The 20,647-nt window shown below is 62.1% G+C and carries 16 protein-coding genes; 5 read left to right on the top strand and 11 right to left on the bottom strand.

What is annotated here, in order from left to right:
- The first annotated feature begins 250 nt into the window (after positions 1 to 250).
- Complete coding sequence (locus SB772_RS32055; protein ID WP_410837160.1) at positions 251 to 2,158, top strand: glycosyl transferase family 1; 1,908 nt, start codon at positions 251 to 253, stop codon at positions 2,156 to 2,158.
- Between the two features lie 77 nt (positions 2,159 to 2,235).
- Here the strand turns inward: SB772_RS32055 and SB772_RS32050 are convergent, their stop codons facing one another.
- Complete coding sequence (locus SB772_RS32050; RefSeq protein WP_410837159.1) at positions 2,236 to 2,799, bottom strand: hypothetical protein; 564 nt, start codon at positions 2,797 to 2,799, stop codon at positions 2,236 to 2,238.
- A gap of 319 nt (positions 2,800 to 3,118) precedes the next feature.
- Here SB772_RS32050 and SB772_RS32045 point away from each other — a divergent pair, with 319 nt between their 5' ends.
- The 3 genes from SB772_RS32045 to leuA all read left to right on the top strand — a co-directional run bounded on the left by SB772_RS32045 (position 3,119) and on the right by leuA (position 6,680).
- Positions 3,119 to 3,736 (top strand): cadmium resistance transporter, encoded by a 618-nt coding sequence (locus SB772_RS32045; RefSeq protein WP_410837158.1) that lies wholly within the window; start codon positions 3,119 to 3,121, stop codon positions 3,734 to 3,736.
- An 87-nt stretch (positions 3,737 to 3,823) separates the two neighbouring features.
- Positions 3,824 to 4,693, top strand: a complete 870-nt coding sequence (locus SB772_RS32040) for a class I SAM-dependent methyltransferase (protein ID WP_410837157.1) — start codon at positions 3,824 to 3,826, stop codon at positions 4,691 to 4,693.
- A 268-nt stretch (positions 4,694 to 4,961) separates the two neighbouring features.
- On the top strand, positions 4,962 to 6,680 hold the full coding sequence (gene leuA, locus SB772_RS32035) for a 2-isopropylmalate synthase (RefSeq protein WP_410837156.1): 1,719 nt from the start codon (positions 4,962 to 4,964) through the stop codon (positions 6,678 to 6,680).
- A gap of 90 nt (positions 6,681 to 6,770) precedes the next feature.
- On the opposite strand, the gene SB772_RS32030 is transcribed toward leuA, so the two are convergent.
- The 8 genes from SB772_RS32030 to SB772_RS31995 all read right to left on the bottom strand — a co-directional run bounded on the left by SB772_RS32030 (position 6,771) and on the right by SB772_RS31995 (position 16,666).
- Positions 6,771 to 7,538, bottom strand: coding sequence for an amino acid ABC transporter ATP-binding protein (locus tag SB772_RS32030; protein WP_410837155.1), 768 nt, complete (start codon positions 7,536 to 7,538; stop codon positions 6,771 to 6,773).
- Positions 7,538 to 8,215 (bottom strand): amino acid ABC transporter permease, encoded by a 678-nt coding sequence (locus SB772_RS32025; RefSeq protein ID WP_410837154.1) that lies wholly within the window; start codon positions 8,213 to 8,215, stop codon positions 7,538 to 7,540. Before SB772_RS32025 ends, SB772_RS32030 begins: the two co-directional genes overlap by 1 nt.
- 22 nt (positions 8,216 to 8,237) lie before the next feature.
- A complete protein-coding gene (locus tag SB772_RS32020; RefSeq protein WP_410837153.1) occupies positions 8,238 to 9,020 on the bottom strand; it encodes an amino acid ABC transporter substrate-binding protein in 783 nt (260 codons plus the stop codon).
- 346 nt (positions 9,021 to 9,366) lie between these two features.
- A complete protein-coding gene (gene hydA, locus SB772_RS32015) occupies positions 9,367 to 10,818 on the bottom strand; it encodes a dihydropyrimidinase (protein ID WP_410837152.1) in 1,452 nt (483 codons plus the stop codon).
- Between the two features lie 51 nt (positions 10,819 to 10,869).
- Positions 10,870 to 12,381, bottom strand: a complete 1,512-nt coding sequence (locus SB772_RS32010) for an NCS1 family nucleobase:cation symporter-1 (protein ID WP_410837151.1) — start codon at positions 12,379 to 12,381, stop codon at positions 10,870 to 10,872.
- A 114-nt stretch (positions 12,382 to 12,495) separates the two neighbouring features.
- Entirely contained in the window at positions 12,496 to 13,845 is a 1,350-nt protein-coding gene (preA, locus tag SB772_RS32005) for an NAD-dependent dihydropyrimidine dehydrogenase subunit PreA (RefSeq protein WP_410837150.1), read from the bottom strand.
- 47 nt (positions 13,846 to 13,892) lie between these two features.
- A complete protein-coding gene (locus tag SB772_RS32000; protein ID WP_410837149.1) occupies positions 13,893 to 15,242 on the bottom strand; it encodes an NAD(P)-dependent oxidoreductase in 1,350 nt (449 codons plus the stop codon).
- 143 nt (positions 15,243 to 15,385) lie between these two features.
- The gene (locus SB772_RS31995) at positions 15,386 to 16,666 is read right to left on the bottom strand and encodes a Zn-dependent hydrolase (RefSeq protein ID WP_410837148.1); all 1,281 of its coding nucleotides are present in this window, start codon (positions 16,664 to 16,666) and stop codon (positions 15,386 to 15,388) included.
- A gap of 301 nt (positions 16,667 to 16,967) precedes the next feature.
- Between SB772_RS31995 and SB772_RS31990 the strand changes: the two genes are divergently transcribed.
- Positions 16,968 to 17,720 (top strand): TetR/AcrR family transcriptional regulator, encoded by a 753-nt coding sequence (locus SB772_RS31990; RefSeq protein WP_410837147.1) that lies wholly within the window; start codon positions 16,968 to 16,970, stop codon positions 17,718 to 17,720.
- Between the two features lie 82 nt (positions 17,721 to 17,802).
- On the opposite strand, the gene boxA is transcribed toward SB772_RS31990, so the two are convergent.
- Both boxA and boxB read right to left on the bottom strand, forming a co-directional pair.
- Positions 17,803 to 19,041 (bottom strand): benzoyl-CoA 2,3-epoxidase subunit BoxA, encoded by a 1,239-nt coding sequence (gene boxA / locus SB772_RS31985; protein WP_410837146.1) that lies wholly within the window; start codon positions 19,039 to 19,041, stop codon positions 17,803 to 17,805.
- Between the two features lie 59 nt (positions 19,042 to 19,100).
- On the bottom strand, positions 19,101 to 20,528 hold the full coding sequence (boxB, locus tag SB772_RS31980) for a benzoyl-CoA 2,3-epoxidase subunit BoxB (protein WP_410837145.1): 1,428 nt from the start codon (positions 20,526 to 20,528) through the stop codon (positions 19,101 to 19,103).
- Positions 20,529 to 20,647 lie beyond the last annotated feature (119 nt).

The following is a 20,647-nucleotide window of genomic DNA, read 5'->3' as shown; positions in this document are numbered from 1 at the left end:
AGACGCGTTCAGCACGGCGCCGAATCACACTTCCACTTGACATCCTCCCCTGCCTGAAGGGCGAGGTTTGCCGCGCACCGAATCAAATTTCAAACTTGCCACGCCGACCGACACACAGGATTCTTCGGCTCAGAAAATTCTCAAATCCGTTGGCCGCACAAATTTGATACATCACGACTGCGATAATTGGCGATTCCGGCTAACTTCATCTCAATATAGTTAGTCATGCATACCTCAAAACATTCGAACAATGGAAGCCACCTTTTCGCTCGATCACTTCGAGCAACTCGTCTATACGCGACAGCATGCACAAGCCTCGGCCCAGCTCATCGCAGCACTGGCGCTTCTTCAGCACAACCGTGGCGAGCTGAACGGCAGCTTCAAAGCTTCGGGCATGGTCGATCTGCCTCCCCGCGAGCAACGCAGGCGTTTCTGCACGCGCCTGACGAGCGCGATCTCAACGTTGTTCGCCGACCCGGCGTTCCGGCCGTCCACCGAGTGCTTCAGATTGTTTCTCACGCTGCATGAATGGTTCGGCTTGCTGTTCTCCACCACCGCGTTCGGCAATGCCGACCATGTCACCCGTTACCTGAATCCCCGCGGCCCGAAGAATGCGCAGTTTCTACCCGGGGACAGCTTCATCGAGAAGCTCTGCGTGCTCTATTCGACCGAATCCGAACTGGAACTCGACATCGCCGCGCTTTGGGCGTACGACAAAACCATCGCCGCCTGTCTCGCGCTCGTCCTGCTGGCGCCGGTCTTCAAGGGTTCGGCGAGCGCGCACGGCAAGCGCGAAGCGCTGCTGGAATGGCTCCCCGGCAAGCTGCAGCAAATCGACGACCTCGACGCCCTGCCGAGCGCATTGCTGCACAACGCCTACATGTTTTGCAGCTACGCCGACACGCCGCTGCGGCATGCGATCAAGCAAGACATCAATGTGCTGGTGCGCCGCAAGCTGACGCAACTGGGTCTGACCGACCTGCCCGCGCCGAAGCAGGCGCCTGCCAGGGGGCGCGCGCGGCGCGGCAGGAAGCCGCTGATGGTGGTCGTGCTGGAGTGGTTCAGCGGCGCGCACTCGATCTATCGCACGCACTCGCGCACGCTCGAAGCCGCGCGCGAACATTTCGAGGTAGTGGGCTTCGGCTTCGGCTATGCGCTCGACGACGCCGGGCGCGCAATCTTCGACCGCTTCATCGAGTTCGAGCAGCCCGACTATATCGGCGAATGCCTGAAAACGATTCGCGACTTTGCCGAGGCCGAACAGCCTGACGTGCTGTATATGCCCAGCGTGGGCATGTTCGCGATGACGGTGTTCATGTCGAACCTGCGCATTGCGCCGTTGCAGATCGCGGGGCTGGGCCACCCCGCCACCACGCATTCCGACAAGATCGACTACGTCAGCGTCGAGGAAGATTATGTCGGCGACCCCGCCTGCTTCAGCGAACGCCTGATGAAGTTGCCGAAGGACGGCCAGCCGTACCGGGCGTCGCTTGCGCTGCCCGATACCGTCGCGCGGATTCCGGCGCGGCGCGACACGCTCCAGGTGATCGTCACCGCCAGCGCGATGAAACTGACGCCCGGATTTCTCGATGCTTGCCGTGAGATTGGCGCGCGCGCCGCGAGGTCCGTCGAGTTTCACTTCATGACCGGCGTGCCGTCCGGTCTGCCGTTCGACCGGATCCGCGAAGTCGTCGAGCTTGCGCTGCCGGGCGCCGTCGTGCACGGTTTTCACGATTACGCGGCCTATCTGGCACGCGTCAATCAATCCGATCTGTTCCTCAGCCCGTTTCCGTTCGGCAATACCAACGGTATCGTCGACGCGCTCACGTTCGGCTTGCCCGGTGTCTGCAAGCGCGGGCCGGAAGTATTCGAGCAGATCGACGGCGCGCTATTCGAGCGCGTGGGCATGCCGTCGTGGACCACCACCGACAGCGTCGAGGCTTACATTACGGCCGCCGTGCGGATGATCGACGTGCATGATGAACGCACGGCGTTGCGGCAGCGCCTGATCGATACGCGGGCCGTGGACCGTTGCTTCGAAGGACGGCCGCAAGCGTTTGGCGAAAGCGTGCTGAAACTGGTACGCAAAAAAGCCGCCACGCGTAAGCGGCGGCTCGAGATCGATCAGGGTCCGGCCAGATCCGGCTGTGGTCGTTAAGCACTGGGCCTTTAGCGGGGTACTCAACGGAACACCAGGCGGCGTATTGCCCGGAAAACCAGGCGCGGCGGGAAACGCTACTCCGCTGCTTCGCTGGCGGCGCCATCGGCGGGCGCGGCCAGCGATTCCGGCGCCAGCCAGCTGAATACGTTCAGCGCCGAGCCGTGGAACGTGCACTCGGCGGCGGCCGCCTTGATGGTCTTCTTCGGCTTGGCGGGTTTGGGCGCGACAACCTCGGCCCCGGACGCAGAAGCTGACGACGCGGCCAGGCTCGCCGATGCCCCCTTGGCCGCAGACACCGCGGAAGCCGCGCGCGCACCCGACGCCGCGCGAGGCGCATTCGCGACACGCGCGGCAGAAGCGGCAGAAGCGGCAGAAGCGGCCGTAGCCGCGGACGCTGCCGAGGCCGCCGCGACTTCCGACGCGGTCATCACATGCTCGATCGACCCTTCGACAACCACTCGCGAGCCGTCGATGCCGGCGCCCGTATGGGCGATCTTCAGCGTATCCGACGACGTTTCAGCCAGCTTGCTTCGCATCAACTGCTCGCACGCATCCGAGTTCTTGTAGACGGCCGTGCAGGCGGCCAGCAGCGCGGCAGCGGTCGTGACGCAGGCGATGGAGAGAATCCGAATCTTCATTGATGTTCCGTTTTTCAGGCCGTCGGCAATTGTAGCTTACGACCCGCTCCATCGGCTTCGGCTTCGGCTTCGGCTTCGGCTTCGGCTTCGGCTTCGGCTTCGGCTTCGGCTTCGGCTTCGGCTTCGGCACGTGCACAGCGCTAAACGCCGGCGCGAACATCAGACATCAGCCAACACAACGCGACGCCTTGACCGCAACGCCGCGCATCGGCATCGTGTTGACCGGCCGCATCGCCTATATGTTCTGCCGCCGCCTCCGCCTGGGCCCAGTTTGATGGTCCAGCTTCGTCTTCCACTTTGTATCGATCGGCTTTCCAGCATGCTCAGCCTCGCCCTGCTCGCCGTCGCGGCCTACGCCGCCACCAACATGGACAACCTGTTCGTGCTGCTCGCTTTCCTCGCGGAAGCGCGCGGCCGTCGGCGTCGCGTGATCGCCGGCCAGTTCGCCGGCTCGATCGCACTGATCGTAGCGTCGATCCTGCTCGCCGCGTTGTTGACGCGTTTGCCGGCTGGCTATGTCGGTCTGCTCGGCTTCTTGCCGATCGGCGTGGCTCTGAGCAAAGCATGGGCGCGCTTTGGTCCCGGTAACGCACGTGACGAAGAAGCAGCGCGCGCCGTCGCCGGCACGCCTGTATCGAACAACGGCTCGTCGTGGTGGACAGTGGCGTGCGTGGCCGTCGCCAACGGCTCGGACAATATCGCCGTCTATGTGCCGTTGTACGCGAGTCATTCGCACCGCGATGGTGCACTGATCTCGCTGGTGTTCGTCGCGATGATCGGCCTGTGGTGTGCCGGTGCAGTATGGCTGGTCGAGCATCCGTTGCTGGGCGCGCCGATCCGGCGCTACGGCAGCGCGCTCTTGCCGCTGATCCTGCTGGTGATCGGCGTCTCGGTGATCGTGCAGAACGATACGCTGCGGGTCCTGTTCGGTCTCTGAAGCATATCGTTATGCCGATTCCCGATTTCTTTCCGGGCCGAACGCGCCCGATAATGGGGTTCATGAACACCCACTCCACCTCCAAACATGAACACCCACTCCACCTCCAAAGCCCGCACGCGGCGTCAGACGCTCGCGGCATTGAGCGCCGCGCTGCTGCTGGCAGCATGCACCGCACCGACGGCGTCGACACCGTCGGCCGCGCCCGATCCGGTTTCGCTCGACGCCGCGATTTCCGGAGCGCAGCGCAGCGATAAGGCCCGCGCACGCGACGTGTACCGTCATCCGCAGGAGACGCTGCAATTCTTCGAGGTCGCGCCGTCGCAGAGCGTGCTCGAGATCGCGCCGGGCGGCGGCTGGTACACGGACATCCTTGCGCCCTATCTGCACGACCACGGCAAGTTATACGAGGCGCAATACGACAGCCCGCTCGCGTCGGCGGCGCAAGAAGAACAGGCGGGACGAGCGGCATTCGCGCGCAAGCTGGCGGCCACGCCTGCCGTCTACGGCAACGTGGTGGTCGGTACGCTGCGAGCGGGCCAGTTCAGCGGTTTCCCGGCGGATAACAGCGTCGACCGGGTGCTGACGTTCCGCAATATCCACAACTGGATCAAGGACGGCCAGATCGACGCGAATCTGCGCGCCTTCTATGCGGCGCTGAAACCGGGCGGCATCCTCGGCGTCGAGGAGCATCGCGCGGCGCCGGGCACCTCGTTGCAGCAGACCATCGACAGCGGTTACGTAACTGAAACCTATGTGATCGAACATGCGCGAGCGGCGGGTTTCGAATTGCTCGGCAAGAGCGAAGTGAACAGCAATCCGCGCGATACCAAAAACTACCCGAACGGCGTGTGGTCACTGCCGCCCACGTACGAAGGTGGCGACGTCGATCGAGCGAAATATGCGGCAATCGGCGAATCGGATCGCATGACCTTGCGGTTCGTGAAACCGAAGTAAGCCGGGATTGCCGCGCGCCGCGCTTGACGCTATCCAGATAATGTGGTCCTATTACGCACTATGTACCGCGCCCAGACCATCCTATCGCTACTACTAGCCCGCTCTACCGGGCTAGGTCTGCTGCTGCGCGCTTCCGTCTGATACACCTGAAGCACCGCTCAATTCCCCAGTAACTGACCCAGCCCCGGTTTCCGACTGGCGGCTATGCTTTTGTCTTTTTCGTCGTCCGGTCGACTACCCAGCTTTGTCGAAACCCAGGATGATGAAAATGTTGAAAAACCCCGCAGCCAAATACCGATCGTTCAAACCCGTCAATTTAACGGACCGCCAGTGGCCGTCGCGCACCATCACGCGCGCGCCGATCTGGATGAGCACCGACCTGCGCGACGGCAATCAGGCACTGTTCGAGCCGATGAACGCGCAACGCAAGATGCGCATGTTCAAGACGCTGGTGCAGATCGGCTTCAAGGAAATCGAAGTCGCGTTTCCGTCCGCCTCGCAGACCGACTTCAATTTCGTGCGCGAGTTGATCGAAGGCGGCCATATTCCCGACGACGTCACCATCGAAGTCTTGACGCAAGCGCGCGACGATCTGATCGAACGCACCTTCGAATCGCTGCGTGGCGCGCCGCGCGCAATCGTTCATTTGTACAACGCGACCGCGCCTGAATTCCGCCGCATCGTGTTCGGCCTGGAACAGAGCGGCGTGAAAGCGCTCGCACAACGTGCCGCGCGCACGATGAAGCGTCTCGCCGACGCCGCGCCGGAAACCCGCTTCACGCTGCAATACAGCCCAGAAGTATTCAGCGGTACCGAACTCGAATTTGCGAAGGAAGTGTGCGATGCGGTATTCGATATCTGGCAGCCGACGCCCGAGCACAAAGCGATCGTCAACTTGCCCGCTACGGTCGAAATGGCGACGCCGAATGTTTACGCGGACCAGATCGAATGGATGCATCGCAATCTCGCACGACGGGATTCGCTGATCGTCTCCGTGCATCCGCACAACGACCGCGGCACCGCGGTGGCCGCGGCCGAACTCGCGGTGATGGCCGGCGCCGATCGTGTCGAAGGATGTTTGTTCGGTAACGGCGAGCGCACCGGCAATGTGGACCTCGTGACGCTCGCTTTGAATCTCTACACGCAGGGTGTCGATCCGGGTCTCGATTTCTCGAACATCAACGAAGTCGCGCGTACCGCTGAGGAATGCACGCAGTTGCCGGTGCATCCGCGTCATCCGTATGTGGGCGATCTGGTGTTCACTGCTTTCTCCGGCTCGCATCAGGATGCCATCAAGAAGGGCTTCGCCGCCAGAAAACCCGACACCATCTGGGAAGTGCCTTATATGCCGATCGATCCGAGCGATCTCGGCCGCACCTATGATTCGGTCATTCGCGTGAATAGCCAGTCCGGCAAGGGCGGCATAGCGTACCTGCTCGAACAGGGTTACGGCGTAGTATTGCCGCGGCGATTGCAGGTGGATTTCAGCTCCGCCGTGCAACGCTATACCGAAGACAGTGGGCAGGAAGTCACGCCCTCGCAGATCTGGGAATTGTTCCAGCAGGAGTATGTGCGCAACGATTCACCGGTGCGGTATGTCGGACATAGTCTGTCCGAGCACGGTGACCGGGAGCATATCAAGCTCACAGTCGAGATTAACGGCTCGCGGCGCGTGTTCAACGGTGAAGGGAATGGTCCTCTTGATGCGTTGATGCATGCAATGGGGGTTCCGGTGCGGATTCAGCACTATGAAGAGCGGGCTTTGGGTCAGGGTGCCGACGCTCGCGCTATTGCAGTTGCTGAGATGGCCGGAGCTGAGGTTGCGGGTAGCGCGTTTGGGGTTGGGGTCGATGCCAATCTTGTTACTGCTTCTATTCGGGCCGTTGTCAGCGGGGTGAATCGTGCTTATGCCCGGTGTGATGCGGCTGCGCAGGAGCGGTTTTTTGATGTTGCCTTGAATGGGGAAGCCGCTCAGGTTGCGGTTTGATACTTTGGCCTTTCCCTGAATTCGTCCGGCATGCTCACAGGCTTGCCGGGCGAAACGTCTTTCTCTCAGCCCCACCCTTTCAGCTTGGTTTCATGCGGTCCACTCGTCAGGCAGACTGTGCGTGAGCGTCGAAACGAAACGCGCCGTTTCCGCTTCACGCGGGCGCATGAAGACGTCGCGCGAAGCGCCCGCTTCCACCACCACGCCGTTATTCAGAAACACCACATCACGCGCAATCGTCGCGGCGAGCCGTAAGTCGTGTGTTGCCATCAGCATCGTCATGCCTTCTTTGGCGAGTTGCTTGAGCACGTCCACCACTTCCGCGGCGAGGCCGGGGTCCAGCGCCGAGGTCGGCTCGTCGCACAACAGCACTTCCGGCGATGGCGCCAACGCCCGCGCAATCGCCACGCGTTGCTGCTGCCCACCGGAAAGCGTCGCGGGCCACACGTCCGCTTTGTGCGCGATGCCGACCTTCTCCAGCAATTCGTCCGCCCGTGCGCGGGCTTTTTCCCTGTCCCACTTCAGCACGGTCAACAGGCCTTCCATCACGTTCTGCCGCACGGTCAGATGCGGAAACAGCTGGAAGTTCTGAAACACCATGCCGGTGCGGCGCCGAATCGTCAGCACTGTCTCGCGTGACGGCTTGTGCTCGCGGCTGAATTCGAGCCGCTGATCGCCGAGTTCGAGTGTGCCGGCCTCGGGAATTTCCAGCAGATTCACGCAGCGCAACAGCGTGCTCTTGCCGCTGCCCGACGGTCCGATCAACGCGGTGACGTTGCCCTGCGCCAGATGCAAATCCACCGAATCGAGCACCCGGTGGCCGCTGAAATATTTGTCGATTTTTTCCAGTCGAATCATCAGTTGCCTGCCTGGAAAAGTGCGTGGCGGCCGAACTTGCGCTCTAGCCTGACTTGCGCCGACGACAATACCGAACTGAACACCAGATAAACCAGCGCGGCCTCGGTATAGAGAATCAGCGGTTCATAGGTCACCGACGCGATCCGCTGCGCGGCCTGAAATACCTCTGGCACGGTCAGCACGGCGGCCAGCGAAGTGTCCTTCACCAGCGCAATAAACGAATTCGACAACGGCGGCAGTGCAACGCGGGCCGCTTGCGGCAGGATCGCGCGGCGCAGCGCCTGCGCACGCGTCATCCCCATCGAATACGCCGCCTCCCACTGCCCTTTCGGAATCGATTCGATCACGCCGCGAATCACTTCGGAGTTATACGCACCGACGTTCAGCGAAAAGCCGATGATCGCCGCGGTCAGCGGATCGAGCACGATGCCCACGTTGGGCAGTCCATAGAAGATCACGAACAGCTGCACGAGCAGCGGCGAGCCGCGAAACAACCACACGTAGAAGCGCACGATCGCCACTGCCCACGGCGGTCCGAACAGCCGGGTCAGCGCGATGATGAACGCGAGCGCAAGCCCGATCGCGAAGGATGCCAGCGTGAGCGGCACGGTGAACACGAACCCCGCATACAGCAGGGGCCTCAGCGACTGCGCCATCAAATCCAACCAGGCTGGCATGATTCAGACTCGCGAATGACGCTTATTGGGAGACGTCTTTGCCGAAGTACTTCTGCGAGATCTTCTGGTAGGTGCCATCCTTCCTCATGTCCGCGAGCGCCTTGTTGATCGCGGCCTGCAACTCCGGGTTGCCCTTGCGGATCAGCACCGCGGACTTGTCGCTGCTGTCGGAGGCCGTATCGAGCGCGGCGATCTTCACCTTCGCATCCGGCTTGTGCTTCTTGAAGTCGAGGAAAGACAACGAATCGTTGACGGTCGCATCCACTCTGCCCGATGTCAGCAGATCGATCGATTCGTTAAAGCCTTGCACGGGGATCACTTCCGCACCATGCGCGGCCGCGATCTTGCCGAAGTTGCTGGTCAGCGTATTGGCTGACTTCTTGCCCTTCAGGTCGTCGAAGGTCTTGATCGCGGTGTTGTCGGAACGCACGATCAGCGCCGCGTGCGACGTGATGTACGGGTCCGAGAAATCGTATTTGGCCTTGCGTGCGTCGGTGACGGCGACTTCGTTGATCACGGCGTCGTAGCGGTTCACGTCGAGGCCGGCGATCAGACCGTCCCACTTGCCTTCGACGAATTCCGGCTTGACGCCGAGACGCTGTGCGATCGCCGTGCCGATCTCGACGTCGAAGCCTGTCAGCTTGCCGGATTCGTCGTGATACGTGAACGGTGCATAGGTGCCTTCCGTGCCGATCTTGAACACGCCGGCGGATTTGATCTGCGCGAGACCTTCGGCGGCGAATGCCGGGCTCAGGGTCACCGCTTGCAGCAGCGCGATCAGCAGGATGGAACGAATCGACTTCATCAGGTGGCTCCGTAAAGTTTGCTACGTAGTTTGCTCGGGTCTTGTGTTCGGCACTGTCCGCCGGCTGTCGAGCCCGGCAGAGTGGCCGGACTGTAGCAAACGGTCGGTGTTTTTACAAAGGATCAGGTTTCCGATCAATATGCGCTTGCGTGCTAAGCGGACAGCCAAGGCATCTGATGCGACACGGAAATAGACTCTACAGCAGATAAGACAGATGCGGCATGCATCGCAACACGGAACACGTGCCGGGCGCCATCAGGGAAAACGCGAGAGGTGTGCCGCCGCGGCGAGCGCGCGGCGTTAAGAAACGGGCGGCACCAGGGCCGCCCGTTTAGTTGCATACAGCTTACCGCTCGACCGGATGCGGCTCCTTCAGCTTGTTGACAACCCGAATCGCATCGAAGTAAGCCGGATTGGGCGGCCGCTTCAGATAACGCCCCGCGCCGCGCTCCGCCCGCAACTCGCCATCGGTCCATGCCAGCGCGCCGCGCGTGAGCGTATGCATTGCCACGCCCTGCACCGTCATGCCTTCGAACACATTGAAGTCGACCTTCTGATGATGCGTCTTCACCGAAATGGTTTTGCTCGCCGCCGGATCCCAAACCACCAGATCGGCATCCGCGCCGACCTGCACCGCGCCTTTGCGCGGATACAGGTTGAAAATCTGCGCGGCGTTGGTCGACGTGATGCGCACGAACTCGTTCGGCGTGAGACGCCCCGAGTTCACGCCGTGATGCCAGAGCACCGCCATCCGGTCCTCGACACCGCCGCAGCCGTTCGGGATCTTCGTGAAGTCCTCGCGGCCCATGGCCTTCTGCGACGCGCAGAACACGCAGTGGTCGGTCGCCGTGGTGTGCAACTGGCCCGCTTGCAAACCACGCCACAAGGCCTCGCGATGCTCGGCGGAACGGAACGGCGGGCTCATCACGTGCGCCGCTGCCCGGATCCAGTCGGGATCGCGATACACCGCCTCGTCGATCACCAGATGCCCCGGCAGCACCTCGCCGAACACGCGCAGGCCTTCGCTGCGCGCGCGCGCGATGGCGTCGACTGCGTCTTTGGCTGACACGTGAACGATATAAACCGGCACGCCCAGCACCTGCGCAATGCGGATCGCGCGATTGGCCGCCTCGCCTTCCACTTCGGGCGGCCGTGACAACGGATGCGCCTCCGGACCTGTAAAGCCTTTTGCAAGCAACTGACGCTGCAACTGGAACACCAGTTCACCGTTTTCCGCGTGGACAGTGGGCAACGCACCGAGCTCGAGCGAACGCGAGAAACTGTTCACCAGCACTTCGTCGTCGGCCATGATCGCGTTCTTGTAGGCCATGAAGTGCTTGAAGCTCGATACGCCGTGCTCGTGCACCAGCGTACCCATGTCGCGGTAGACCGAATCGTCCCACCATGTCACCGCAACGTGAAAGCCGTAATCGGCCGACGCTTTTTCGGCCCAGCCGCGCCATTCCTTGAACGCATCCATCAACGGCTGCTTCGGGCTCGGAATCACGAAATCGATGATACTGGTCGTGCCGCCCGATAAACCCGCCGCCGTGCCGGTATAGAAATCGTCGCTGGCCGTGGTGCCCATGAACGGCAATTCCATATGCGTATGCGGATCGATGCCGCCGGGCATCACATACTGCCCACCCGCATCGACGATCATGGCGCCCGCCGGCGCCTCGAGGTCCGCGCCGATCTGCAGGATCGTGCCGCCGTCTTGCGGGTCCGCACACAACACGTCCGCACGATAGGTGCGCTCCGCGTCGATAACCGTGCCGCCGCGAATCAGGGTCGTCATGTTGCCGCCTCCTTATCAACTGCTGGTTTCGGTGTTACGTACTGCATCAATTCATGCGCTCGCCACTCTCGCACTCGGTCCCTTGCTGAACTTCATCCAGGCGCTATAGACGATCGACGCCAACGCGAGTCCGACAAACCATGCATACGTATAAAGCGTATTGAAGAACGCCGGCACATTCGGAAACGATGCCGGAAACGCGGTGTGCAGGAAGCCCGGCAGATTCGGCAGCACGCCGACCAGCAACGCGACCACCGCGCCGATATTCCACCCGCCGGTGTAGCTGTACTCGCCGTTTTCGTCGAACAGTTCGCGCGCGTCGAGCCGGGTGCCGCGAATCAGGAAGTAGTCGACCATCAGAATGCCCGCCACCGGCCCCAGCAACGCGGAGTAACCGACCAGCCACGTGAAGATATAGCCTTGCGTGGTGGCGAGAATCTTCCACGGCATCATCACGATCGCGATCGTCGCGGTGATCATGCCGCCCGCGCGATACGAAATTCCCTTCGGCCACAGGCTGGAAAAGTCATAGGCGGGACCGACCAGGTTCGCCGCGAGATTGCAGGACATCGTATCGAGCGTCAGGATGATCAGCGCGAGGCCGACGCCGATGCCGGTCATGCGGCTCGTCAGATCGATCGGGTCCCAGATCGCCTTGCCGTAGATCACCACGGTCGCCGACGTCACCACGACCGAAATCACCGAGAGCAACGCCATCGGCACCGGCAGGCCGATCGACTGACCGACGATCTGGTCTCGCTGCGATTTCGCAAACCGCGTGAAGTCTGGAATGTTCAAGGCGAGCGTGGCCCAGAAACCGACCATCGCCGTTAGCCCCGGCCAGAACGTTACCCAGAACAGTCCTTCTTTCTTGCCGCCGGCGACGAACTGCGACGGCGCCGACAGCATCGTGCCGAGGCCGCCCGCTTTCGAGGTCGCCCACCATACCAGCGCGATACACATCACGATCTTGATCGGCGCGGACCAGCTTTCGAGCCAGCGGATCGAATCGGTGCCGTGCACGATGAAATAGATCTGCAATGCCCAGAAGACGAGAAAGCACACCAGCTGTGCGAGCGAGATGTCGAGAAACGGCAAGGCCGCGCCTTGCAGCGCGTTGCCGGTGAGAATGTTCAGCAGCGTGTAAATCGCGCTGCCGCCGAGCCACGTCTGAATGCCGTACCAGCCGCACGCGACGATCGCCCGCAGCATCGCCGGCAGTTTTGCCCCTTGCGTGCCGAACGACGAGCGCACCAGCACCGCATACGGAATGCCGTGTTTCGCGCCCGCATGGCCGATCAGCAGCATCGGCACCAGCACGATCAGATTGCCGAGCAGCACGGTCACCACCGCCTGCGACGGCGACATGCCCTCCTCGGTCAAGCCGGCGGCGAGCATGTACGACGCGATGTTCATCACCATCCCCACCCACAGCGCGGCGAAGTGATACCACCTCCATGTGCGCTGCGCGGTGCCGGTCGGCGCAAGGTCGTCGTTGTAAAGACTGCTGCCCTGCGCGCCGGCCGCAAAGTGCGGTTCGACGGGTTGCACTGTCTGCTTCATCGAAAGATCTCCACTGGATCGTTGAGGCCTGCGCATCTTCTGGTGGCGCGTCAGGCCTTTTGGGGGAAACAAGGGTTCAGTACAAGCGCATCGTTTTTATAGGGACTTCATGTTTCAAGCCGCTTTAGCGGCTGCCGCGCGTGCATGTGCGTGCTCGGCGGTTTCTGCGGCTTTAGCGGTTTCTGCGGTGTCGCCCTCGCCGGCAGTCACGCGCGACGGGTTGTTCGGATGCGTGGTCCAGTTCGCGTACTCGCCGTTGTCCACGCGCGCCATCGTGATGCATTGCTCGACGGGGCACACGTGCATGCACAGATTGCAGCCGACACATTCGGAGTCCATCACTTCAAAATGCCGGACGCCATCTTTTTCTTTCATGATCGCCTGATGCGCGGTGTCTTCGCAGGCGATGTGGCACAGCCCGCACTGGATGCACTTGTCCTGATCGATGCGCGCCTTGATGTCGTATTTGAGGTTCAGGTACTTCCAGTCGGTGACGTTCGGCACGGCGCGGCCGCGAATGTCGTCGAGCGTCGCGTAGCCTTTTTCGTCCATCCAGTTCGACAGGCCGTCGATGAGATCGGAGGCGATCCGGAAACCGTAGTGCATCGCCGCCGTGCAGACCTGCACGCTGCCCGCGCCGAGCACCATGAACTCGGCCGCGTCGCGCCACGTCGAAATGCCGCCGATGCCGGAGATCGGCAGATTCGGCGTTTCCACGTCGCGGGCGATTTCAGCGACCATGTTCAGCGCGATCGGCTTCACCGCCGGGCCGCAGTAGCCGCCGTGCGTGCCTTTGCCGTCGACCATCGGCAATGGCGACATCGCGTCGAGATCGACCGCGACGATCGAATTGATCGTGTTGATGAGCGACACACCGTCCGCGCCGCCTTTGTAGGCCGCGCGCGAGCCGAGGCGAATGTCGCTGATATTCGGCGTGAGCTTCACGAGGCACGGCAGCCTGGTGCCCTCCTTGACCCAGCGCGTGACCATCTCGACATACTCGGGCACCTGGCCGACCGCCGCGCCCATGCCGCGCTCGCTCATGCCGTGCGGGCAGCCGAAATTCAGTTCGACCGCATCTGCGCCGGTGTCTTCGACAAGCGGCAAGATCCATTTCCAGTCGCGTTCGTTGCACGGCACCATCAGCGACACGATCATCGCGCGGTCCGGCCAATCGCGTTTGACTTGTGCGATCTCGCGCAGGTTGATGTCAAGCGGACGGTCGGTAATCAGTTCGATGTTGTTCAGCCCGGCGATGCGCTGACCGTTCCATTGCACCGCGCCATAGCGCGAGCTGACGTTTACGACATGCGGATCGAGGCCCAGCGTCTTCCACACCACACCGCCCCAGCCCGCTTCGAACGCGCGGTTCACGTTATAGGCTTTGTCGGTCGGCGGCGCGGAGGCGAGCCAGAAAGGGTTCGGCGACGTGATGCCGGCAATCGTACAGCGTAAATCGGCCATGTTCGGCTCCTTGGGGACAGCAGTTTCTGTCTTGGTGTGAGGGTCGCTTATGCGGCTTTGATAGCCGTGCGAGCGAACAAAGCGTCGATCGCGGCAGCGGCGACTTTGCCGTCCTGCACGGCTTGCACCGTGAGATCGACGGCGCCCGTAGCCGCGCAATCGCCACCCGCCCACACATCGGACAGCGAGGTCCGCCCGTTTGCATCGACCGCGATGCGGCTGCCGTCCAGCGTCAAAAGCTCGCGCTCGATACCGACCGGCACCAGCGTCTGGCCGATCGCCTTGAGCACCATGTCGGCTTCAACCACGAAGCGCTCCTGATCGCCTTCGCTCGACGTGCGTTCGAATTCGACACCCGTGACCACGCCACCAACGCCTAACAAACGCATGGGCTTTGCATGTGTAATAAGCGTGACGCCGTTGGTCTGCGCGAATTCACGCTCGGCCCACGTCGCGCTCATCGATTCGACGCCGCGCCGGTACACCATCGTCACCGACGCCGCACCGAGCTTGCGACTCTGCACCGCCGCATCCACCGCGGTATTGCCGCCGCCGATCACGACGACGCGCCGGCCCACCGGCACGGTGCCGAAGTCGCTCGCGCTGCGCACCTGTTCGATGAAATCCACGGCGTTCATGACGCCGCTCAGGTCTTCGCCTTCCATCGCCAACGCGCGCACGCCAGTCAGACCCATCGCGAGGAACACCGCGTCATGTTCGTGGCGCAACGTATCGAGGCTCACATCACGCCCTAACATCGCGCCGTGTTTGATTTCAATGCCACCGACCGAGCACAGCCATGCCACTTCACGCTGAGCGAAATCATCGACTGTTTTATAAGCGGCGATGCCGTATTCGTTGAGACCGCCCGCTTTCTCATGCGAATCGAAAATCGTCACGCGATGCCCCGCCAATGCGAGACGATGCGCGCAAGCGAGCCCCGCCGGCCCCGCGCCGACCACGGCGACATGCCGGCCCGTTTCAGCGGCGCGCTTGAACAGCGCCTCGCCGCGCGCCATCGCCCAATCGGTTGCATGCCGTTGCAGCGCGCCGATTGCCACCGGCTTCGCGTCCTGATGGTTACGCACGCAAGCGCCCTCGCAAAGAATCTCGGTCGGGCAAACGCGCGCGCACATGCCACCCAAAGGATTCGCCGACAGAATGTCGACGGCCGCACCCTTCAGATTGCCGTTGCCGATCTTGCGGATGAAACTGGGAATGTCGATTTGCGTCGGACACGCATTCACGCAGGGCGCGTCGTAACAGTAGTGACAACGGCTCGCCGCCGCGGCCGCGGCGCTCGCGTCGAGCAACGGCGCAATGTCGGCGAACTCGCACGAGAGCTGATCGGGCGACAGGCGCTGAGCGGCAATGTCGCCGGTTTGCTTGATGGCCATACACGTTCCTTCTTCGATGTGAGGACGTAGCCGGTCCTGCCGGCTGCGCAGGAGCGGAGCCGGGACGGCATGTTTTATGGGCACTACGGTGAGGCTGGCTAATTGACCACTATCGACCACTATCGACCGCTACCGCCGAAACATTATGAAACCGGCTCGCATGCACGCTCCAGCATCGCGTGCAGCAACACGTTGGCGCCCGCCTCGATCCATTCGAAGGTGGCGTCCTCGATCTCGTTGTGACTGATCCCGTCGATGCAAGGCACGAACACCATCGAGGTCGGCGCGACTTGCGACAGATAACAGGCGTCGTGTCCTGCACCGGACACCATGTTGCGATGCGGATAGCCGAAGCGTTCGGCCGCCGCGCGCACGGACTTCACGCAGGCTTCGTCGAAAGCGACCGGTGCGTAGTAAAAGATTTGCTCGAACTCGGTGTCCAGACCGATGCCGCTCGCAATGGCCGCCACGCCTTCGCGCAACGCGGCATCCATCTTCGCGAGCACCGCATCGTCCGGATGACGGAAATCGACGGTGAAAAACACCCGCCCCGGTATCACGTTGCGCGAGTTCGGATAGACCTGCATCATGCCGACCGTCGCGCAGCCGAACGGCGCGTTGTCGAGACCGATGCGGTTCACCAGATCGACCACGCGCGCGGCGCCGAGCAATGCATCGCGACGTCGCGGCATCGGCGTCGGACCCGCGTGCGCTTCCTGTCCTGTCAGCGTGATTTCGTACCAGCGCTGACCTTGCGCATCGGTCACGACGCCGATGGTTTTCTGCTCCGCTTCGAGAATCGGCCCCTGTTCGATGTGCAATTCGAACGCCGCATGCAATGGGCGGCCACCGCACGGAAGATCGCCCGCGTAGCCGATACGCTTGAGTTCCTCGCCGATCGTCTTGCCGTCCACGTCCTTGCGCGAGAGGCCGTATTCCAGTGTGAAGACACCGGCGAACACGCCTGATGCAACCATCGCCGGGGCGAAGCGCGAGCCTTCCTCGTTGGTCCAGATCACCACTTCGACCGGATGCTCGGTCTCGATGCCGTGATCGTTCAGACTGCGGATCACTTCGAGTCCGCCCAGCACGCCGTAAATGCCGTCGAAACGGCCGCCGGTAGGCTGAGAATCCGCATGCGAGCCGGTCATCACCGGCAACGCAGCGGGGTTGCGCCCGGCGCGGCGCATGAACACGTTGCCCATCTGATCGACTGAGACCGTGCAACCCGCTTCCTTCGCCCAACTGACGATCAGGTCGCGACCTTGTTTGTCGAGATCGGTGAGCGCCAGGCGGCAGACACCGCCTTTCGGCGTCGCACCGATCTTCGCCATCGTCATCAGACTGTCCCACAGCCGCTTGCCGTCGACCTTGATCGACGTAGCGGGTTCGGCGTGCTTCAGCGCTTCGGATACCGCGTTCATTCGTCTCGCTCCTTTCGGTGAACCGACATGAAACTGGTGCATCGGCGGCGGTTTTGGGGCGTGGCCGCACGGCGGCGGTGCACATTCGATGCCTTCGAGCGCCTCTTATACAGAGGGCAAACCCTGGGGCATCGCCCGCTCTTCCAATCCTGTCCAGTTGGACAGGTTGTAGACGATTAAATCCGCCAAATCAATGCTTTTCGTACGGTAGGAAACATAGCGAGAAGCGTGCCATTGCGTTGCAGCATGGATTTATCGTGGGCTGCGAATGCTGATGTCCATCCTCGTCCAAACGACTAGAATGAAGCGCGACGCGGCACGCATGCCGCTCAGGGCGAACATGAGAGACGACGACGTGGCTGCCGACATCACAGAAAGCGACGAAAACCGCACACCTTTGCGGCGGCGCAAGGCGCATATTCGCGAGTCGAATGAAGCGCATTTATTGGCGTGCGCCGAGGCGGTTTTCGCGGAGCGCGGCCTGGACGGCACCAGCACCGCGATGATCGCCGAACGTGCAGGCTTACCGAAAGCCAACTTGCATTACTACTTCCCGACCAAGCTCGCGCTGTATCGACGCGTGCTCGAAGATCTGTTCGAAGACTGGTATCGCGCCGCCGATACGTTCGAATGCAGCGACGATCCGGTCGTCGCGATCGGCGGGTACGTGCGCGCGAAAATGGAATTGTCGCGCCGCCGGCCGCTTGGCTCGAAGGTGTGGGCGAGCGAGATCATCCACGGCGCGGAGCATATGCAGGACATCCTCACCGCGCGCGTGAAGCCGTGGCTCGACAGCCGCGTGACGGTGATCGACGACTGGATCGCGCGTGGCCTGCTGGCGCCCGTGGACGCGCAAACCCTGATGTACATGATCTGGGCGACCACCCAGCATTACGCCGACTTCGACGCGCAGATTCGCGCGCTCAAGGGCAAGCGCGCGTTGTCGCACAAGGCGTTCGAGGCGACCACTGAGGAAGTCGTGCAGTTGGTGATTCGGGCGTGCGGGGCGGTGTCGCCGGCACAGCATGAAGACGGCGCCGACCCGGCAAGATAAAAACGGCCCCGTTGCTTCCGGGAAGCGCCGGGGCCGTTTCGCTATGACATAACGCGATTGAAATCACCGGCGTTCAATACGTCTAGTAAGTCTCCAGATGCAACCGCCCTTCCCGCTTCAGCTTCGCCCACAGCGCGTCCCAATCCATCTGATGCTGTTCGCCGATTTCCTTGAGCGCCTGCAACACGCCGTCTTCCATGCCCTTTAATCCGCACACGTAGATATGCGTGTTATCGTCCTTGAGCATGTGCGCGACGTCGACCGCACGTTCGCGCATCGCGTCCTGCACATAACGCCTGGGCTGCCCGACCGTGCGCGAAAACGCCAGATTCGTATCGATGAAGTCCTTCGGCAGATTCGTCAGCGGACCGAAGTAAGGTAATTCTTCTTTCGTGCGCGCGCCGAAGAACAGCATCAGTTTGCCGGTCGCGCCTTTCAGACGGCGCCGGCGCCGATACTCGGTCATCGCGCGCATCGGCGCCGAACCGGTGCCCGTGCAAATCATCAACAGATGCGAGTTCGGATGGTTCGGCATCAGGAAGGTGCCGCCGAACGGCCCGATCACCTTCACCACGTCGCCCTTCTTCAGATCGCACAGATAGTTCGAGCACACGCCATCGGTCGCATCGCCGTGCTCCTGGGCCACGCGTTTCACGGTCAGCGAGACGTTGTTGTAGCCGGGCCGCTCGCCGTCGCGGGGGCTGGCAATCGAATACTGCCGCGCGTGATGCGCGCGGCCGTCGGCGGTCGCGCCCGGCGGCAGAATGCCGATCGACTGGCCTTCCAGCACCGGAAACGGCATCGAGCCGAAATCGAGCACGATGTGATGAATGTCGCTATCGGTCGAAGCGTCGGTGAGCCGGTAGTTGCCGACCACCGTCGCGGTGGTCGGATCCTTATGCGTGTAGAGATTCACATACGGTTTCGCGGCGGACCACGGCGGCACGACCGAACCACGCACGGTATCGACTTCGATGCCGCTCGCTTCCACGGTCGTGTCGCCCGATGCGCCGGCCGCCGCTTCATCCGCAGCGGGTACCGCCATCGTGTTCTGTTCCGGCAACACGTCCCACGTGAACTGCTCGTCGATGGAATACGCGTCGGCTTTCAACACCGTGCGCCAGTTGTCGATCGCGCCGGTCGGACACGGCGGCACGCACGCCATGCAGCCGTTGCAGATATCCGCCTTGACCACATAATTGTTTTCGTCGTGCGTGATCGCATCGACCGGGCAAGTCTCTTCGCAGGTATTGCAGCGAATGCAGATTTCCGGATCGATCAGATGCTGCCTGAGAACTTCGATCGATACTGGGCCGTTCATGAATTCCTCCACCGTGTATTACCGCGCATGCGTTCGCCGCGCACTTCGTCCGCTAATGCTCAGTTGAAGCGCACGTATTCGAAATCGATCGGCTGACGATTCACACCCATTGCCGGCGGTGCGATCCAGTTCGCGAACTTGCCGGCCTCCGTGACGCTGCCCATCAGCGAGGCAACATACGCGCGGTCTTCCGGCGTCGCGAGCCACTGCGCTTCGTTGGCGGCCCATTCGGTCTCGCTCACCACGCGGCCGTCCGGCGCCACCCGGGTGCCCGCAAACGTGCCGATCTGCCGGTTGAACGCTTTATGCGGCACCGTCATGCGGAAATCGACACCGGCTTTCTCGAGCACCTTGTTCCAGCGTCCGACACCCGCCATCGAATCCTTGATGTAGTCGTCGCGCAGCACTTCGTTCATGGCGTTGAGCATCGGCACTTCGCGCTCGACCAGCTTGCCGTCCTGCACGTCGAGCAGCTTGTAGCTCTGGCCGTTCAGCTGGTGATCGTCGTCGCGCTTGTTCTCTTCATAGCGGCCCTTCAGACCCGAGCTATAGAAGGTGGCGGCATTGGACGAATGATCGGCGCCGAACAGGTCGATCGTCACCGAGTAATGGAAGTTCAGATAGCGCTGGATCGTCGGCAGATCGATCACGCCCGCCGCGCGAAGCCTGGCGACGTCATCCGTGCCCAGTTCGTTCATGACCTGCGCGGTACGCTGGATCACGCGCGACACACCCGATTCGCCGACGAACATATGATGCGCTTCTTCGGTCAGCATGAACTTCGTCGTACGCGCAAGCGGATCGAAACCCGACTCGGCGAGCGCCGACAACTGGAATTTGCCGTCGCGATCGGTGAAGTAGGTGAACATGTAGAACGCGAGCCAGTCCGGCGTTCTCTCGTTGAAGGCGCCGAGAATACGCGGATTGTCTTCGTCGCCCGAACGGCGGCCGAGCAATGCTTCGGCTTCCTCACGGCCGTCGCGGCCGAAGTAGCGATGCAGCAGATACACCATCGCCCACAGGTGGCGCCCTTCTTCCACGTTCACCTGGAACAGGTTGCGCAGGTCGTACATCGAAGGCGCAGTCAGGCCCAGGTGCCGCTGCTGCTCGACCGAGGCCGGTTCCGTGTCGCCTTGCGTGACGATAATGCGGCGCAGATTGGCGCGATGCTCGCCGGGCACGTCCTGCCACACGGCTTCGCCCTTGTGCTCGCCGAAATGAATCTTGCGGTCCTGCTCACCGGGCGTGAGGAAAATGCCCCAGCGATAGTCCGGCATCTTCACATGATCGAAGTGCGCCCAGCCGCCCGCGTCGACGCTCACCGCGGTGCGCAGATACACGTCATAGCCGTGCGAGCCCTCCGGACCCATATCGCCCCACCACGACAGAAAATTCGGCTGCCATTGTTCGAGCGCGCGTTGCAGCGTGCGGTCGTCGGCGAGATTGACGTTGTTCGGAATCTTTTCGCTGTAGTTGATCGTTGACATGGTCGGTTCCTTGGTCGAGTCCCGGGTCGTTACCCGGACGGGAAACAGCAGTGTTTAAGTGCGAGAGGCGCGGATCGGAGCAGGAGGCATTTCTTGATGCCGCGTCGAGCACGTCCCGA

Source organism: Paraburkholderia sp. SIMBA_030 (genome assembly GCF_046535245.1).
Taxonomy (GTDB): Bacteria; Pseudomonadota; Gammaproteobacteria; order Burkholderiales; family Burkholderiaceae; genus Paraburkholderia.
The sequence above is the reverse complement of the archived record's forward strand: the minus strand, read 5'-3'. Positions and strand labels throughout refer to the sequence as shown.

What these genes read in the sequence shown, in the direction of transcription:
- preA (WP_410837150.1), bottom strand. Translation starts at nt 13,845, where the DNA reads ATGGCCGATTTACGCTGTACGATTGCCGGCATCACGTCGCCGAACCCT.
- boxA (WP_410837146.1), bottom strand. Translation starts at nt 19,041, where the DNA reads ATGAACGGCCCAGTATCGATCGAAGTTCTCAGGCAGCATCTGATCGAT.
- SB772_RS32020 (WP_410837153.1), bottom strand. Translation starts at nt 9,020, where the DNA reads ATGAAGTCGATTCGTTCCATCCTGCTGATCGCGCTGCTGCAAGCGGTG.
- SB772_RS32040 (WP_410837157.1), top strand. Translation starts at nt 3,824, where the DNA reads ATGAACACCCACTCCACCTCCAAAGCCCGCACGCGGCGTCAGACGCTC.
- boxB (WP_410837145.1), bottom strand. Translation starts at nt 20,528, where the DNA reads ATGTCAACGATCAACTACAGCGAAAAGATTCCGAACAACGTCAATCTC.
- leuA (WP_410837156.1), top strand. Translation starts at nt 4,962, where the DNA reads ATGTTGAAAAACCCCGCAGCCAAATACCGATCGTTCAAACCCGTCAAT.
- hydA (WP_410837152.1), bottom strand. Translation starts at nt 10,818, where the DNA reads ATGACGACCCTGATTCGCGGCGGCACGGTTATCGACGCGGAGCGCACC.
- SB772_RS32000 (WP_410837149.1), bottom strand. Translation starts at nt 15,242, where the DNA reads ATGGCCATCAAGCAAACCGGCGACATTGCCGCTCAGCGCCTGTCGCCC.
- SB772_RS32055 (WP_410837160.1), top strand. Translation starts at nt 251, where the DNA reads ATGGAAGCCACCTTTTCGCTCGATCACTTCGAGCAACTCGTCTATACG.
- SB772_RS32025 (WP_410837154.1), bottom strand. Translation starts at nt 8,215, where the DNA reads ATGCCAGCCTGGTTGGATTTGATGGCGCAGTCGCTGAGGCCCCTGCTG.
- SB772_RS32045 (WP_410837158.1), top strand. Translation starts at nt 3,119, where the DNA reads ATGCTCAGCCTCGCCCTGCTCGCCGTCGCGGCCTACGCCGCCACCAAC.
- SB772_RS32030 (WP_410837155.1), bottom strand. Translation starts at nt 7,538, where the DNA reads ATGATTCGACTGGAAAAAATCGACAAATATTTCAGCGGCCACCGGGTG.
- SB772_RS31990 (WP_410837147.1), top strand. Translation starts at nt 16,968, where the DNA reads ATGAAGCGCGACGCGGCACGCATGCCGCTCAGGGCGAACATGAGAGAC.
- SB772_RS31995 (WP_410837148.1), bottom strand. Translation starts at nt 16,666, where the DNA reads ATGAACGCGGTATCCGAAGCGCTGAAGCACGCCGAACCCGCTACGTCG.
- SB772_RS32010 (WP_410837151.1), bottom strand. Translation starts at nt 12,381, where the DNA reads ATGAAGCAGACAGTGCAACCCGTCGAACCGCACTTTGCGGCCGGCGCG.
- SB772_RS32050 (WP_410837159.1), bottom strand. Translation starts at nt 2,799, where the DNA reads ATGAAGATTCGGATTCTCTCCATCGCCTGCGTCACGACCGCTGCCGCG.